The 14,600-nt window shown below is 57.1% G+C and carries 15 protein-coding genes; 7 read left to right on the forward strand and 8 right to left on the reverse strand.

The genetic code is table 11. The features are described 5' to 3' along the window. Window positions 1–139: 139 nt before the first annotated feature. A complete protein-coding gene (locus K0F75_RS14490) occupies window positions 140–337 on the forward strand; it encodes a heavy-metal-associated domain-containing protein (protein WP_219062559.1) in 198 nt (65 codons plus the stop codon). Window positions 338–479: 142 nt separating this feature from the next. After that, on the forward strand, window positions 480–1,685 hold the full coding sequence (locus K0F75_RS14495; protein WP_219062560.1) for a multidrug effflux MFS transporter: 1,206 nt from the start codon (window positions 480–482) through the stop codon (window positions 1,683–1,685). Between the two features lie 29 nt (window positions 1,686–1,714). On the opposite strand, the gene K0F75_RS14500 is transcribed toward K0F75_RS14495, so the two are convergent. Both K0F75_RS14500 and K0F75_RS14505 read right to left on the reverse strand, forming a co-directional pair. Continuing rightward, window positions 1,715–1,894: a hypothetical protein gene (locus K0F75_RS14500; RefSeq protein ID WP_219062561.1), complete on the reverse strand. Its 180-nt coding sequence runs from the start codon at window positions 1,892–1,894 to the stop codon at window positions 1,715–1,717. 96 nt (window positions 1,895–1,990) lie between these two features. After that, complete coding sequence (locus tag K0F75_RS14505) at window positions 1,991–3,004, reverse strand: zinc-binding alcohol dehydrogenase family protein (protein WP_219062562.1); 1,014 nt, start codon at window positions 3,002–3,004, stop codon at window positions 1,991–1,993. Between the two features lie 124 nt (window positions 3,005–3,128). Here K0F75_RS14505 and K0F75_RS14510 point away from each other — a divergent pair, with 124 nt between their 5' ends. After that, window positions 3,129–4,046 (forward strand): LysR family transcriptional regulator, encoded by a 918-nt coding sequence (locus K0F75_RS14510; RefSeq protein WP_219062563.1) that lies wholly within the window; start codon window positions 3,129–3,131, stop codon window positions 4,044–4,046. 616 nt (window positions 4,047–4,662) lie between these two features. After that, window positions 4,663–5,364: a helix-turn-helix transcriptional regulator gene (locus tag K0F75_RS14515; protein ID WP_219062564.1), complete on the forward strand. Its 702-nt coding sequence runs from the start codon at window positions 4,663–4,665 to the stop codon at window positions 5,362–5,364. Window positions 5,365–5,414: 50 nt separating this feature from the next. Here the strand turns inward: K0F75_RS14515 and K0F75_RS14520 are convergent, their stop codons facing one another. Then, window positions 5,415–6,368, reverse strand: a complete 954-nt coding sequence (locus K0F75_RS14520; RefSeq protein WP_219062565.1) for an adenosine deaminase — start codon at window positions 6,366–6,368, stop codon at window positions 5,415–5,417. 178 nt (window positions 6,369–6,546) lie between these two features. Between K0F75_RS14520 and K0F75_RS14525 the strand changes: the two genes are divergently transcribed. Further along, on the forward strand, window positions 6,547–7,635 hold the full coding sequence (locus K0F75_RS14525; protein ID WP_219062566.1) for a calcium:proton antiporter: 1,089 nt from the start codon (window positions 6,547–6,549) through the stop codon (window positions 7,633–7,635). 92 nt (window positions 7,636–7,727) lie between these two features. Here K0F75_RS14525 and K0F75_RS14530 read toward each other — a convergent pair whose 3' ends face one another. The 4 genes from K0F75_RS14530 to K0F75_RS14545 all read right to left on the reverse strand — a co-directional run bounded on the left by K0F75_RS14530 (window position 7,728) and on the right by K0F75_RS14545 (window position 11,334). Further along, entirely contained in the window at window positions 7,728–8,414 is a 687-nt protein-coding gene (locus tag K0F75_RS14530) for an SDR family oxidoreductase (RefSeq protein WP_219062567.1), read from the reverse strand. Between the two features lie 504 nt (window positions 8,415–8,918). Next, window positions 8,919–9,512, reverse strand: a complete 594-nt coding sequence (locus tag K0F75_RS14535) for a YigZ family protein (protein ID WP_219062568.1) — start codon at window positions 9,510–9,512, stop codon at window positions 8,919–8,921. Between the two features lie 53 nt (window positions 9,513–9,565). Further along, window positions 9,566–10,231 (reverse strand): TetR/AcrR family transcriptional regulator, encoded by a 666-nt coding sequence (locus tag K0F75_RS14540; RefSeq protein WP_219062569.1) that lies wholly within the window; start codon window positions 10,229–10,231, stop codon window positions 9,566–9,568. Between the two features lie 182 nt (window positions 10,232–10,413). Beyond that, window positions 10,414–11,334 (reverse strand): LysR family transcriptional regulator, encoded by a 921-nt coding sequence (locus tag K0F75_RS14545; RefSeq protein WP_219062570.1) that lies wholly within the window; start codon window positions 11,332–11,334, stop codon window positions 10,414–10,416. A 125-nt stretch (window positions 11,335–11,459) separates the two neighbouring features. Here K0F75_RS14545 and K0F75_RS14550 point away from each other — a divergent pair, with 125 nt between their 5' ends. Together K0F75_RS14550 and K0F75_RS14555 are read left to right on the forward strand one after the other, a co-directional pair. Further along, window positions 11,460–12,806 (forward strand): aspartate aminotransferase family protein, encoded by a 1,347-nt coding sequence (locus K0F75_RS14550; RefSeq protein ID WP_219062571.1) that lies wholly within the window; start codon window positions 11,460–11,462, stop codon window positions 12,804–12,806. Between the two features lie 67 nt (window positions 12,807–12,873). Beyond that, complete coding sequence (locus K0F75_RS14555) at window positions 12,874–14,367, forward strand: CoA-acylating methylmalonate-semialdehyde dehydrogenase (RefSeq protein WP_219062572.1); 1,494 nt, start codon at window positions 12,874–12,876, stop codon at window positions 14,365–14,367. A 52-nt stretch (window positions 14,368–14,419) separates the two neighbouring features. Here the strand turns inward: K0F75_RS14555 and K0F75_RS14560 are convergent. Next, window positions 14,420–14,600, reverse strand: a 181-nt coding sequence (locus K0F75_RS14560; protein ID WP_219062573.1) for a hypothetical protein, incomplete at its 5' end; no start/stop codon positions are given.

Genomic DNA, 14,600 nt, shown 5'->3' on the forward strand with positions numbered 1-14,600 from the left:
TACTCCTGCTTTTAATACGGTTATGACGCAGCTTGGCCGAGCCGCGAGACGAATACCAGCCCGGCAGAAAAAACAGGGCCTTGACCTTGCCATGATGGAAAGGTTGAACATGCCTGCAACCTTACCGAGGAGCAACAACATGCAACGATTCAATGTTCAGGGTATGACCTGTGGCCACTGTGTCCGGGCAATCACCCAAGCGCTGCAGAGCAGCGACCCGGCGGCTGATGTTCAGGTCGATTTGGCCAGCGGCGAAGTGCGCGTTGAAAGCTCACTCACGGCCGAGGCCATTATCAGTCTGATCAGTGCTGAAGGGTATGCGGTGCAGGTGATTTAAACGTTGCGCCGGGTGAAGGTGTCCCGGCTTTGCGTCGGCCCGATCAACTGAAAAATCTTGAAGTAATTTCCCCATCAAGACGCGCTAAGGATTCAGGACGGTTAGACTAGCTAATTGCGCTGGACACAGTTTTGGATGCCTGATGAACCTGAGAATAATCCTGATTCTTGGCGCTTTGAGCGCTTTTGGGCCGCTGGCCATTGATTTTTATCTGCCTGGTTTTCCGGCGATTGCCTTGGCGTTTGGCACCGACGAAAAACATGTACAACTGACCTTGGCGTCTTACTTTCTGGGCTTGTCCATCGGCCAATTGGCCTATGGTCCGGTCGCGGATCGCTTTGGTCGGCGCGTCCCGTTGTTGGTGGGTGTCGGACTGTTTACCCTGGCATCACTGGCGTGCGCTTTTGCGCCCACCCTCGAGTGGCTGATTGCTGCGCGCTTCGTTCAGGCGTTGGGCGGATGCGCCGGGATGGTGTTGTCGCGGGCCATCGTCAGCGATAAGTGCGACGCCGTGCAGTCGGCGAAAGTCTTCTCGCAATTGATGTTGGTCATGGGCCTCGCGCCGATTCTCGCACCCATGCTGGGTGGTCTTTTGGTCAACCTGTATGGCTGGCAGTCGATCTTTCTGGTGCTGACGGCATTCAGTGCCGTGTGCTCGCTGGCGGTTGCGCTGGGCTTGCCGGAAAGCATGCCTGCGGCCCATCCACGCCATCCATTGGCCGGCGCGTTGGGGCAATATCGACGGTTGTTGGCTGATCGGATATTTCTCGGTCACGCCTTGACCGGTGGCATCGCGATTGCGGGTATGTTCGCCTACATCGCGGGCTCGCCATTCGTATTCATCAAGTTGTATGGCGTGCCGCCCGAGCACTATGGCTGGCTGTTTGGTGCGAACGCAGCGGGTTTCATTCTGGTGGCGCAGGTCAATGCGCGCATCTTGGGCAGGCTTGGGCCGGCGCTTTTGTTGTCGCGCGCGGTCTGGGTTTACCTGGCGGCAGCACTGGTCTTGCTCGGCATTGCCGGGCTGCACACTCAGGCGCTTTGGCCGTTATTGATCCCGTTGTTCATCTGCATTGCCAGCCTGGGTTGCATCATCCCCAATGCTTCGGCCTGTGCCATGAACGGCCAGTGGGCGAGGGCAGGGAGTGCGTCGGCGTTACTCGGGTGCCTGCAATTCAGTGTCGCCGCAGGGGCATCTGCCTTGGTGGGGGTGCTGCACGATGGCAGCGCAGTCCCCATGGCAATGGTGATCAGTTTGTGCGGGATTTTCGCGGTAAGTGCTGCAGTATTGACCCGCCGTTTGCAGCGCACGCGCGATGCGAGTGTGGCTCAAACGGCCCAGGTCTGAGGCTGCCCGAGTTGCAGGCCAGCCCTGGCTCAGCCGGTGGCTTGCTGGCGACTTTCGGGTAATTTGTGCGGAGCCCGCAGGCGGGATTCAAGCGTGTTGACGAAGGCGCGTGCTTCGGCTTCAGAGCGAAAACTCACGACGTGCTGATCCATGCGGACCTGCCACGGACCCCCTTGGGATTTTGCTGATTCACGTACCAGGACTTTCATTGCTGACTTCCTCCTGTTGGTAAGGCTGCAATTGTAGACCTGGATCAGGCGAAGATAATGATCCAGGTCAAACCTCAGACTGACGGTCTTAAGTGATCAAAAACCTTCGAGAACGATCTTGCCTTTGGCCTTGCCGCTTTCCAGAAACGCATGCGCGCGACGCAGGTTGGCGGCGTTGATGGTGCCGAAATGCTCACCAAAAGTAGTTTTCAAGGTGCCAGCATCGATCAGCTCCGCGACGCGGTTGAGCAGTTTGTGTTGCTCGATCATGTCGGCGGTTTCGAACAGCGACCGGGTGTACATGAACTCCCAATGCAGTGACAGACTCTTGCGTTTCAGCTTGCTGACGTCAAGGGACTTGGGGTCGTCGATCAAGGCCAGCCGACCTTGCGGTGCCAGGGCTTCGACCAGCTGATCCAGATGCTGATCGGTCTGTGTCAGGCTGGCCACGTGAGTCACCTGTGGCAGACCCGCGCGGGTCAGTTCTTCGTTCAATGGCTTGCTGTGATCCAGCACATGATGCGCGCCCAGCTGGCGAACCCAGGCCTCGGTTTCAGGTCGTGAGGCGGTGCCGATAACGTTCAACCCCGTGAGCTGTCGGGCCAACTGAGTGAGCATCGACCCCACGCCACCGGCAGCACCGACGATCATCAGGCACTGTCCGGTGTCAGTGGCGTCTTCAGCAATTTGCAGGCGTTCGAAGAGCAACTCCCACGCAGTAATCGCCGTCAGCGGCAAGGCTGCGGCATGGGCGAAACTCAAGGATTTTGGCATGTGCCCGACGATTCGCTCATCGACCACGTGCCGCTCGCTGTTGGCGCCAGCGCGGGCGATGGAGCCTGCATAGAACACCTTGTCGCCCGGCTGAAACAACGTCACTTCGCTGCCGACCGCTTTGACGATACCGGCCACATCCCAACCCAGGACCTTGGCATCGCCGCCTTCGGGTTGGACGTTCTGGCGAACCTTGGTATCGACCGGGTTGACGGAGATGGCTTTGACTTCCACCAGCAAGTCCCGGGGGCCGGCAACCGGCTCGGCCAGCTCGATGTCCTGCAATGACAGGGGGTCACTGGTCGGCAGGGACTGGTAATACGCGATGGCTTTCATGGGGCGCTCCTGAGAAATAAGCCTGAATAAATGGCATGGAGGGATGATTGGCTATTTCTCTTAAAGATAAAACCCGCTAAAACTGCAGGCTCTTTCAATTTATTTTTGATAATGCGAGCAAGTGATGCTGCGTTTTGATGACCTGCAACTGTTTGTCCGGGCCACCGATCTGGGCAGCCTGTCCGCTGCTGCGCGGGTCATGGACATGTCGGCGGCGGTCGCCAGCGCCGCGCTCAAACGTATCGAGCAGCAACTGGGCGCGCGCCTGCTGGCACGTTCGACTCGTAGCTTGCGTCTGACGGCCGAGGGTGAGGGTTTCCTCGAATACGCCCGCGCGGCTCTGAGCAGTCTGGAAGAGGGGCAGCGTTTTCTGGCCAGGAGTCAGGATCAAGTCAGTGGCGTCCTGCAGCTGTCGGCGCCCTCGGATTTTGGCCGTAACGTGTTATTGCCCTGGCTCGACGAATTCCAGCGCCAACATCCGTTGCTCACGGTTCGCCTGCTGCTGGGCGACAGGATTGCCGATCTATTTCGTCAGCCAGTAGACATCGCTCTGCGTTATGGAGAACCGGAAGATTCGAGCCTGATCGCGTTGCCCATCGTCCCGGATAACCGTCGAGTGCTTTGCGCCGCCCCGTCGTATCTGGCCCGTCATGGTGAACCGCAACATGTGGAACAGCTGGCACAGCACAATTGCCTGCTGTTCATGCTAGGCAATCGGGTGCATGACCATTGGCGTTTCCATGACGGCAAACGTGAAATGAGTTTGACCGTGCACGGGGATCGTTTTAGCGACGATGCCGACGTCGTGCGCCTGTGGGCGTTGGCTGGTGTTGGCGTTGCCTATAAATCCTGGCTGGATGTTGCTGCCGATGTGCATGCCGGACGCCTGAAGCTATTGATGCCGGAGCTGCAAGGGGAACTGGCCCCGCTCAATGTGCTCTGTGCACACCGGGCGCAACTGAGTAAACCGGTCAATTTATTGTGCGAGATGCTCAGGTCGCGCTGTTCTGAATTGGCGCAAGGACATCCTGACAGCAAGTGACGTCAGGTCCATGTCGCGGTGGCTTACAGTTGCAATGGAATTGTCTGACAGTCGATACGCAGGCGTTCTACAGAAAAATGATTATCAAGTGTTTTAAGTGCAAACAACGCTGTTTTAAGGTCGTATTTTTTTGCCTGTTTTGTGTGTTTTTTCCGTAGGCATTTCCCTCGCGATGCACGCCAGACTTTTCCGACGATGACTGAGAGCGTCCGGCCAGCGCCGCTTTCACGGCAGCCGGGTAAATCGAGACAGGTTTTCGTTGGCCTGGGTGATGTCTGACTTTGCCTATAGCGTGTCGGCCAATCCTCTGCCGTGGTTTTAATCCCATTTCGTAATAGGGCACTGGGCTTATACTTGGCGCCAGCGGTCAGGTCCGCATAAGTCGTCAAGCCAGGTCTGAGGTGCAGGACGCTGCCAGGCAAGGCGTTATCAATGCAGATGTGAGTGGGGCGTCTGAGTCAGAAACGGTTGTGGCATGTAAGCGCTGCTAGATGACGTTCTGGGCGTACGAGGTCAAATACAGCCCTGGTTTTGGCGGCTTAGCGTCTTGGCTGAACCCGATTTGCTGTTCACTATGTCAGTGCAATAGACGAATGTTTCAACAGGGAGTGAATACATGGAATATGCACCTTGCATTAGCCAGATTGCCGCGTTGCTGGCTGACCCCAAGCGCAGTGCAATGATTTGGGCGTTGATGGATGGTACCGCCCGCCCCGCGGACGAGCTGGCTTTGATGGCTGGTCTATCCACTTCTTCGGCAGGTGCGCATCTGGCGCGACTGACTACCGGCGGGTTATTGAAGCAGGAGGCGCGCGGCAGAAAGCGTTTCTTCCGATTGGCTGCACCGGAAGTCGGCACTGCAGTCGAGGCGCTGGCCAATGCGTCGATGGTCAGCACCGATCACATCAGCAAAAGTGTGTCGCAAGCCATTCCACCCACACCGCTCTCGCCGTTGCGCCGTGCCCGGATTTGTTCTGACCATCTTGGGGGTGAGTTGGCGGCAGAGTTGTATCAGCGTCTGTTAGGTGCAGGCTGGATCGAACAACATGAGCTGCGCATCGAAGTCACCAGCAAAGGTGTCGCTCAATTTGCCGAACGCGGCATCTATGTTCCGGCGCTGGCCCATCGAAAGCTTAAGACCGTTTGCGCTTGCCCCGACTGGAGCGAGCGCAAGCCGCATTTAGGCGGCGCATTGGGTGCAGGGTTACTGCAATTGTTCATACAGTTGGGCTGGTTGCGTACGAGCGATGAGTCCACCGCCTTGCAGGTCTCGACCAGCGGGCAGCGTGAGATCAGCAGAATAGCCTCGGCTGCCTGATGGCCCCATCGTTCCCTCGCATTCATTGCGCGGGAACGATTACCGCTGTATCAAGATTTGACCAACCGTGCATCCAGGCTGTTTTGCGCCAGGCGTCGGGCCTGATCCTGGGTCATCCCCAGATGTGTGTGCAGCGCGTAAAAATTCTCGGTCACATAACCACCGAAATACGCGGGGTCGTCTGAGTTGACCGTGACTTTCACGCCGCGCTCAAGCATGTCGAGAATGTTGTGGTGGGCCATGTCGTCGAAGACGCAGAGCTTGGTGTTGGACAGCGGGCAAACCGTCAGCGGGATCTGTTCATCAATGATGCGCTGCATCAGCCTCTCATCTTCGATAGCGCGGACACCATGATCGATACGCTGAATCTTCAACAGGTCAAGCGCTTGCCAGATGTATTCGGGTGGGCCTTCTTCGCCTGCATGGGCGACCGTCAAAAAGCCTTCGTTACGGGCGCGGTCGAATACGCGCTGGAACTTGCTCGGAGGATGGCCCATCTCTGAGCTGTCGAGACCCACGGCAATAAATGCATCGCGAAATGGCAGCGCTTGATCGAGGGTCTTTTCAGCTTCTGCTTCGCTCAAATGGCGCAGGAAGCTGAGAATCAACCCGCTGGAGATGCCGAGTTTTTCCTGGCCATCTTTCAATGCAGTGGCGATACCGTTGATCACCACTTCAAAGGGGATGCCCCTATCCGTATGGGTTTGCGGGTCGAAGAAGGGTTCGGTGTGAATGACGTTCTGCGCCTTGCAGCGTTGCAGATAGGCCCAGGTCAGGTCGTAAAAATCCTGCTCGGTGCGCAGTACATCCGCACCCCGGTAATACAGGTCGAGAAACTCCTGCAAATTGTTGAAGGCATAGGCCCGGCGCAATGTTTCGACATCGGCCCAAGGCAAGGCGATCTTGTTGCGATCAGCCAGCGCAAAGAGCAATTCGGGTTCCAGCGAGCCTTCCAGGTGCAGGTGCAGTTCTGCCTTGGGCAATGCGTTGAGCCATTCGTACATGTGCTTTTCTCATCAGGTGCAGATAGTCGGCATTCTACAGAGGGATGTCCGCTTTGAGATCGCTTCCTTTACGTGGCATGGCCGACTTGCCGGTTGAAGCCGTAACGTAACGGTTTTGCTGTTACCGTTAGTCGCGAAACATTTACTGACAATGACACTTTTGACCCAAGGCATTCCAATGCTGACTTATTTGAAAGATGAAAAGTTTCTACTACTGGCTGTCCTCGGCGCAGTGGTCGCGTTCCCCTTTGAACATGCGTTGCTGAATAACGGTCAGGGTGTTGCGCTGGCGGGCGGGATTGCACTGGTGGTGGCGATTGTCTGCGCGTCGATGCGCGTGGCTCACCATGCCGAGCTGTTGGCGCATAAATTCGGCGATCCCTATGGCACGATGATCCTGACGCTGTCGGCCGTCTTGGTCGAGGTCGTGATTCTGGCGATCATGATGAGCAACGAGCCTTCACCGACACTGGTGCGGGACACGATTTATTCAGCGGTGATGCTCGATATCAACGGCATTCTGGGGCTGGCGGCGCTGATGGGCGGGCTCAAGCATGGCGAGCAGTCCTACAACGATGATTCGGCGCGCACGTACAGTGTGATGATCCTCACCGCGATGGGCGTTTCCATGGTGGTGCCAGAGTTCATTCCCGAAGGTGACTGGAAGGTTTATTCGGCGTTCACGATTGGCGCGATGGTGGTGCTGTACGCCTTGTTTCTGCGCATGCAGGTGGGGCCGCACAGTTACTTTTTCAGCTATAGCTACCCTGAAAAAATGCGCAAGAACTTGCCTGCCGAAGAGGCTCCATCGATCAATCTGGTGCGCTCGATAGGCACGCTTGTTTTTGGCGTAGTGGTGATCGGTGCGCTGGCTGAAGTGATGTCGAAAACCGTCGACCTCGGCCTGGAAGGGACAGGCGCACCGCCGGTCATGACGGCAATTCTGGTGGCGGCGATTTCCGCTGCACCCGAGATTCTGACGGCCTTGCGCGCGGCCTTGGCCAACCGCATGCAGTCCGTCGTAAACATCGCGTTGGGCGCCTCGTTGTCAACGGTGATCCTGACCGTACCCGTCATGGAGGCGATGGCGCTGTACAGCGGTCAGCCGTTCCAGATGGCGATGACCCCGGTGCAAAGCGTGATGATCTTCATCACGCTTTTGGTCAGCGCGATCAACCTGAATGATGGCGAAACCAATGCCATCGAAGGCATGACTCACTTTGTGCTGTTCGCGACTTTTATCATGCTGTCGTTGTTGGGGCTTTGAACCCGGCAGCACGCCAGGCTCGCTGCTGATCCAGGGGTCGCCGCGCTTCAGGTAGAAGCAGCGGCGAGGCCGAAGTTCATCAGGCCAGTTAATTACCAGGGAATCGTTTCGCCCTTGTAGTTGATGAAGTAATGACCACCCTTGCCGGCATAGGCATCAATCTGTTCGACCAAACCACGGGTGCTGGTCTCTACATCGATATAAGCATTTTCGCCGCCCATGTCGGTTTTCACCCAGCCCGGATGCAGGGACAGGACTGTCGGCTTCGGGTCAGCCAATTGTGTGACGAAGGAATTGGTCATGGAGTTCAGCGCGGCCTTGCTGGCTTTGTACAACGCCATGTCGTTGCCTTCGGGGCACATAACACTGCCCAGCACCGAACTCATAAACGCCAGGACCCCGGTGTCGGGACGAATCTGCTGGACCATTCGTTCGGCCAGACGAATGGGGGCAATGGCGTTGGTCATGAACAGCTGGCCGAGTTCATCGGCGGTAGCTTGCGCGGCGCTCTGGTGCTTTGGTCCGCTAACGCCTGCATTGACGAACAGCAGATCAAAAACCTGCCCCTTCAGCTTCTCGGTGAAGGCATTCAACGATGACAGCTCATTGATATCCAGCACTTCGACCTGCACCTCGGGGATCGTCTGGGGTCCACCGGCTTTGTGCAGGTCGCGCACCGTGGCGGTCACTTGCCAGCCTTGTTCGGAGAGGCGCTGCACCAGGCCAAGGCCGAGGCCACGGGAGGCGCCAATGATTAACGCGGTTTTGGTATGCGGCATGGATCGAGCTCCTTGTTCACAAAAAGTGGTTCAGGGAATGAATAGCCCAGAGGGAAATGGCCGCCTCAAGGACTTAATGGACAACGTTGACCCAAGCGGTGTTGCAACTCAAGGCGTAACTCGTTTAGTTCGGCGATACGAGCGTCGATGACGTTGAGTTTGTCTTCCTGCAGTTGAACAAAAAATGACCAGCTGAGCGCGCGCCATGATCTGTCTACGCCCGAGACAGGCTTGCACGGCTTATCCACAGGTTGCTCCACAGTTATTGTGCGCAAGCCAAAAGTGCGGGAATAAAGAGTGACCGGGAAGTGCCCAACTGCGATAAGTGACGATAACACTCTGTTTTAAGGAGGTTTTATTTCAGTAATGGGCGGATTGAGCAAAAAACAACCAGTCGTCGCAACGCCATGCGCAGCAAGGCCCGCAGAGGTGTGTGCTCAGCTTATCCACAGCCGGGTGCACAGTAGATGTGGGCAATTAACCGGGGCGTGCGCACGCGCGGATTCAGTCGTCCTTGTGCCGCTGCAAGATAATTCGTCCGCGACTCAGATCTGCCAGTTGTCGCTGCAAAATGTCGATGTGCTCCGGGCCCAGGGCGATCTGCAATTCGACGCCATTGGCGGTGAACGCTTCGTTCTCCAGCCGCCCATGCAGTTCGGCCAGACGCACCTTGACCAGCGCCAGTTCGCTGAAACTGCACGTACAGCTCAATTGCACCCGATGGATCAAGGGCAGGCGCTCGGCCTGGTGCAGGCATTTATTGGCGCCACCGCCGTACGCGCGCGCGAGGCCGCCAGTGCCCAATTGGATGCCGCCATACCAGCGGATCACCAACACCACGACTTGATCGCAATCCTGCGCTTCGATCGCTGCCAGAATCGGCCGTCCGGCGGTACCTCCGGGCTCTCCATCGTCGTTGCTGCGGTATTGATCGGCCAGTTTCCAGGCCCAGCAATTGTGCGTGGCATTCAGATCGCTGTGCTGCTCAATGAACGCTTGGGCCTGGGCAGCGCTGGTGATGGGGGCGGCGAGGGTAATAAAGCGGCTTTTGCGAATCTCTTCCCGGTATTCACAAGGGCCAGCAAGGGTAAAAGGCATGTGTATGTTCCAGCTATCGACGACGTGAACCACTGTTTCCGGTAACGGACCGCTCAAACAGCCGGAGGCGTCAGCCCACAACCTTTGAGGATGATGCGGATCAAATTGTCGCTGGCGGTTTCCATGTCCTGCTTGGTCAAGCGGGCGCGACCGGTGACCCGACAAATCTGCGTGGCGAAGTCAGCGTAGTGCTGGGTGCTGCCCCAGAGCAGGAAGATCAGATGCACGGGGTCGATGGGGTCCATTTTTCCGGCATCGATCCAGGCTTGAAACACGGCTGCCCGGCCCTGAAACCAGGCGCGGTAGTCCTGACTGAAATGCTCATTCAGGCATTCGCCTCCGCTGATGATTTCCATGGCGAAGATCCGTGACGCTTGTGGCTGACGTCGAGAAAATTCCATCTTGGCGCGAATGTAATGGCTCAGCGCCTGAGCGGGATCGTCGTCGACGCTCAACGCGTTGAACGTGCTGTCCCACAGGTCGAGGATGTTGCTCAACACCGCAATGTACAACCCCAACTTGTTGGTGAAGTAGTAGTGCAGGTTGGCTTTGGGCAAGCCTGCATTCCGCGCGATGGTATTCATGCTGGTGCCTTTGAAGCCGTGACGGGCGAACTCGTCCTCTGCGGCTTTGATGATTGCCTCTTCGTTCTTCTGACGAATGCGGCTGGCAGGTTTAGCGACGGCTTGGGCGCTATGGGCTGGGACTTCAAAGGTCATGGGCGGTTCCGTACGGATCATGGGCTGCAAGCGGAGAACAGATAACGCACCCGCGACGATCAGACAAGAGCCAGCAGCGCAAATTAATGCTCCAACGCTTCAGTTTTGGCTTCATGTTGGCTTGCGCGAGTGGTTTCTTTAGTGAGTTGGTTGCACACCACGGCGCAGGCTCCGAAAAGGCCTTAGCGCGTGGCGGCCAAGCTTTCAAGGAAGCTTTCCAACACCAGATGAGGGCGACGTCCCTTGCGAGTGACCGAGGCCAGACTCAAGTCATAAAAACGGGCTGTTGGTTTCAGCGCGCGCAGTCGACCTTGCTGAACCCACAGGCTGGCGTAGTGATCCGGCAGGTAGCCGATATAGCGCCCGGTGAGAATCAAAAAGGCCATGCCCTCACGATCCGAGGCGCTGGCGGTGCAATTGAGTGCCTGGTAATGCGCCTGAATGTCCGCAGGCAAGCGAAAGGTCGGGGCGATAGCGTCCTGAGCATTCAATCGTTCGTCGTTCAACGCGGCGTCATCCATATAGAAGAGTGGGTGGCCGACAGCGCAATAGAGTAGAGAGCGTTCGCTGTACAACGGCTGATATTCCAGCCCGGACAGGGCACTGGCCTGCGGCACGACGCCCACGTGCAAGCGCCCGTCGAGTACGCCTTGTTCCACTTCATGTGGCGCGATCATGCGGATCTGAATATGTACGTCCGGGCCGCGTTCCTTCAATTGGGCCAGGGCATGGGTGATGCGCATGTGCGGCAGGGTGACGAGGTTGTCGGTCAGGCCGATGTTCAACTCTCCGCGCAAATGCTGATGCAGGCCGTTGACCTCGGTGCGAAAGCTTTCTACTGCACTTAATAGCTGCAAAGACGATTGATAGACCTCTCGACCTTCTTCGGTCAGGGAAAAACCCGCGCGTCCACGCTGGCACAGGCGTAAGCCGAGTCGTTGTTCAAGATCGCTCATCTGTTGGCTGATAGCCGAGCGACCAATGCCCAGCGCGCTTTCGGCCGCCGAAAAGCCGCCGGACTCGACTACGCTTCGAAAGATACGTAACAAACGAATATCAAAGTCGCTGACTTGGGCCAGTGGATCGGGTCGACGGATGCTCATAGTTTAGTGATCGTCTAACTGAAGATTATAAATGTTGGGTTTTTCAGACTTTATCCCCGTGGCAACTTAGCTGCAACCACACAGCTCAATAAGCTGCCCCATCGCCCCGTGAGGTATTTGCATCCATGAATCTTCCTGAATCCGCCGAGAATTCTCTGGCCAGCCAATTGAAGCTCGACGCTCATTGGATGCCATACACCGCAAACCGTAATTTCCAGCGTGATCCCCGGCTGATCGTGGCGGCGCAAGGCAGTTACCTGACGGATGATAAGGGCCGCAAGATTTATGACGCATTGTCCGGCCTATGGACGTGCGGCGCGGGGCATTCGCGCAAGGAAATTCAGGAGGCGGTCTCGCGTCAGTTGGGCACTCTGGATTATTCGCCGGCGTTCCAATATGGCCACCCTTTGTCCTTCCAGCTGGCGGAGAAAATCACCGACCTGACACCGGGCAATCTGAATCACGTTTTTTTCACTGACTCGGGTTCCGAATGCGCGGACACCGCGGTGAAAATGGTGCGTGCCTACTGGCGCCTGAAAGGTCAGGCCACCAAAACCAAAATGATCGGCCGTGCCCGTGGTTATCACGGGGTCAACATTGGGGGCACCAGCCTGGGCGGTGTGAACGGCAACCGTAAAATGTTCGGCCAGTTGATGGACGTCGATCATTTGCCTCATACCCTGCTGACCAGCAATGCCTATTCACGCGGCGAGCCTGAGTTGGGTGGGATTGCGCTGGCCGATGAGATGCTCAAGCTGATCGAACTGCACGATGCGTCCAACATTGCGGCAGTGATCGTCGAGCCGATGGCGGGCTCTGCCGGTGTGATCGTTCCACCGAAGGGTTATCTGAAGCGCCTGCGTGAAATCTGCGATCAGCACAACATTCTGTTGATCTTCGACGAAGTCATCACGGGCTTCGGTCGCACCGGCTCGATGTTCGGCGCCGACAGCTTTGGTGTGACGCCTGACCTGATGTGTATCGCCAAGCAAATCACCAACGGCGCGATCCCGATGGGCGCAGTGATTGCCAGCAGCGAGATTTATCACACGTTCATGAACCAGCCGACGCCCGAGTATGCGGTCGAGTTTCCACACGGCTATACCTACTCCGCGCACCCGGTCGCCTGTGCGGCGGGGCTTGCCTCGCTGGAATTGTTGCAGCGGGAGAATCTGGTTCAGCAAGTCGCCGAGGTTTCGCCCCATTTCGAAAGCGCGTTGCACGGCCTCAAAGGCTCGAAAAACATTGTGGATATCCGTAACTACGGCCTGGCGGGCGCGATCCAGATCGCGCCCCGTGATGGCGATGCCATCGTGCGTCCTTTCGAAGCGGGCATGAAACTGTGGAAGGCGGGCTTCTATGTGCGCTTCGGCGGCGACACCTTGCAGTTCGGGCCAACCTTCAACAGCAAGCCGCAGGACCTGGATCGCTTGTTCGATGCTGTCGGCGAAGTGCTGAATCAGATCGACTGATTCGCTATGGGTTTAAACAGCAGGCGCGGCCGAGATCGCGCCTGTCCGTATTTTTTGGAGTTCTGTCATGAGCAACATCCCGCACCTGATCAATGGCGAGTTCGTTACCGATACCGGCCGTACTGCCGATGTGTTCAATCCATCGACCGGTCAGGCCGTTCATAAAGTCCCCTTGGCTAGCCGCGAAACCGTTCAACAAGCAATTGATGCTGCCAAGGCTGCGTTTCCCGCCTGGCGCAATACGCCTGCGGCCAAGCGTGCGCAAGTGATGTTCCGCTTCAAGCAATTGCTGGAGCAGAACGAAGCGCGTATCGCGCAGTTGATCAGCGAAGAACACGGCAAGACCCTGGAAGACGCCGCCGGTGAGTTGAAGCGCGGGATCGAGAACGTCGAATACGCGTGTGCCGCGCCAGAGATCCTCAAGGGTGAGTACAGCCGCAACGTAGGGCCAAACATTGACGCATGGTCCGACTTTCAACCGCTGGGTGTGGTTGCGGGCATCACGCCGTTCAACTTTCCGGCCATGGTCCCGCTGTGGATGTATCCACTGGCGATCGTATGCGGTAACTGCTTCATCCTGAAGCCTTCTGAGCGTGATCCAAGTTCGACGTTGTTGATCGCTCAACTGTTGAATGAGGCGGGGTTGCCCAACGGCGTGCTTAACGTCGTGCACGGTGACAAAACAGCGGTGGATGCGCTGATCGAAGCACCTGAGGTCAAAGCGCTGAGTTTTGTCGGTTCAACGCCTATCGCTGAATACATCTATAGAGAAGCGACTTCCCGCGGCAAGCGTGTCCAGGCATTGGGCGGCGCGAAGAATCACGCGGTGCTGATGCCCGATGCGGATCTGGACAACGCGGTCAGTGCGTTGATGGGCGCTGCGTATGGTTCTTGCGGCGAGCGTTGCATGGCGATATCGGTTGCTGTCTGCGTCGGTGATCAGGTCGCCGATGCGTTGGTGGCCAAACTGGTCCCGCAGATCAAGGCGTTGAAGATCGGTGCCGGGACTACCTGTGGCCTGGATATGGGGCCGTTGGTCACTGGACAACATCGCGACAAGGTCTGCAGCTATATAGAAGACGGCGTGAGCTCGGGTGCTGAGCTGGTGATCGATGGTCGCGGTCTGAGCGTTGCGGGCAATGAGGAGGGGTTCTTCCTGGGTGGCTGCCTGTTTGATCGGGTCACGCCGGAGATGCGTATCTATAAAGAAGAGATCTTTGGTCCGGTGCTGTGCATCGTTCGGGTCGATAGCCTGGAACAGGCCATGCAACTGATCAACGATCACGAGTATGGCAATGGCACCTGCATCTTTACCCGTGACGGTGAAGTCGCGCGTTTGTTCTGTGACGAGATTGAAGTCGGCATGGTCGGGGTCAACGTGCCGCTGCCGGTACCTGTGGCCTATCACAGCTTCGGCGGCTGGAAGCGTTCGCTGTTTGGCGACCTGCATGCTTATGGCCCGGATGGGGTGCGCTTCTATACGCGCCGCAAAGCTATTACCCAGCGCTGGCCGCAACGTGCCAGCCATGAGGCCTCGCAGTTTGCCTTTCCTAGTTTGTAAGGGATGAAAGAGGCGGGCCGTGAGGTCCGCCTCTTGCGTTTAGTGCCCTGTTTTAACGATGTGACATGTTTGTGAAATTAGGTGTTGACGGCCCGTCAAATCTCTCTATAATTCGCACCTCTTCCGGAGCAGATGAAACGGAAAACTCCTTGTAAATCAAAGGGTTATCCAGAGTAAGCGGCGAGGAAGGGGTTTTGATCTTCTGGATCGAAAGCGGTAAAAAAGAGGTGTTG

The organism is Pseudomonas sp. UMAB-08 (assembly GCF_900095225.1).
Classification (GTDB): domain Bacteria; phylum Pseudomonadota; class Gammaproteobacteria; order Pseudomonadales; family Pseudomonadaceae; genus Aquipseudomonas.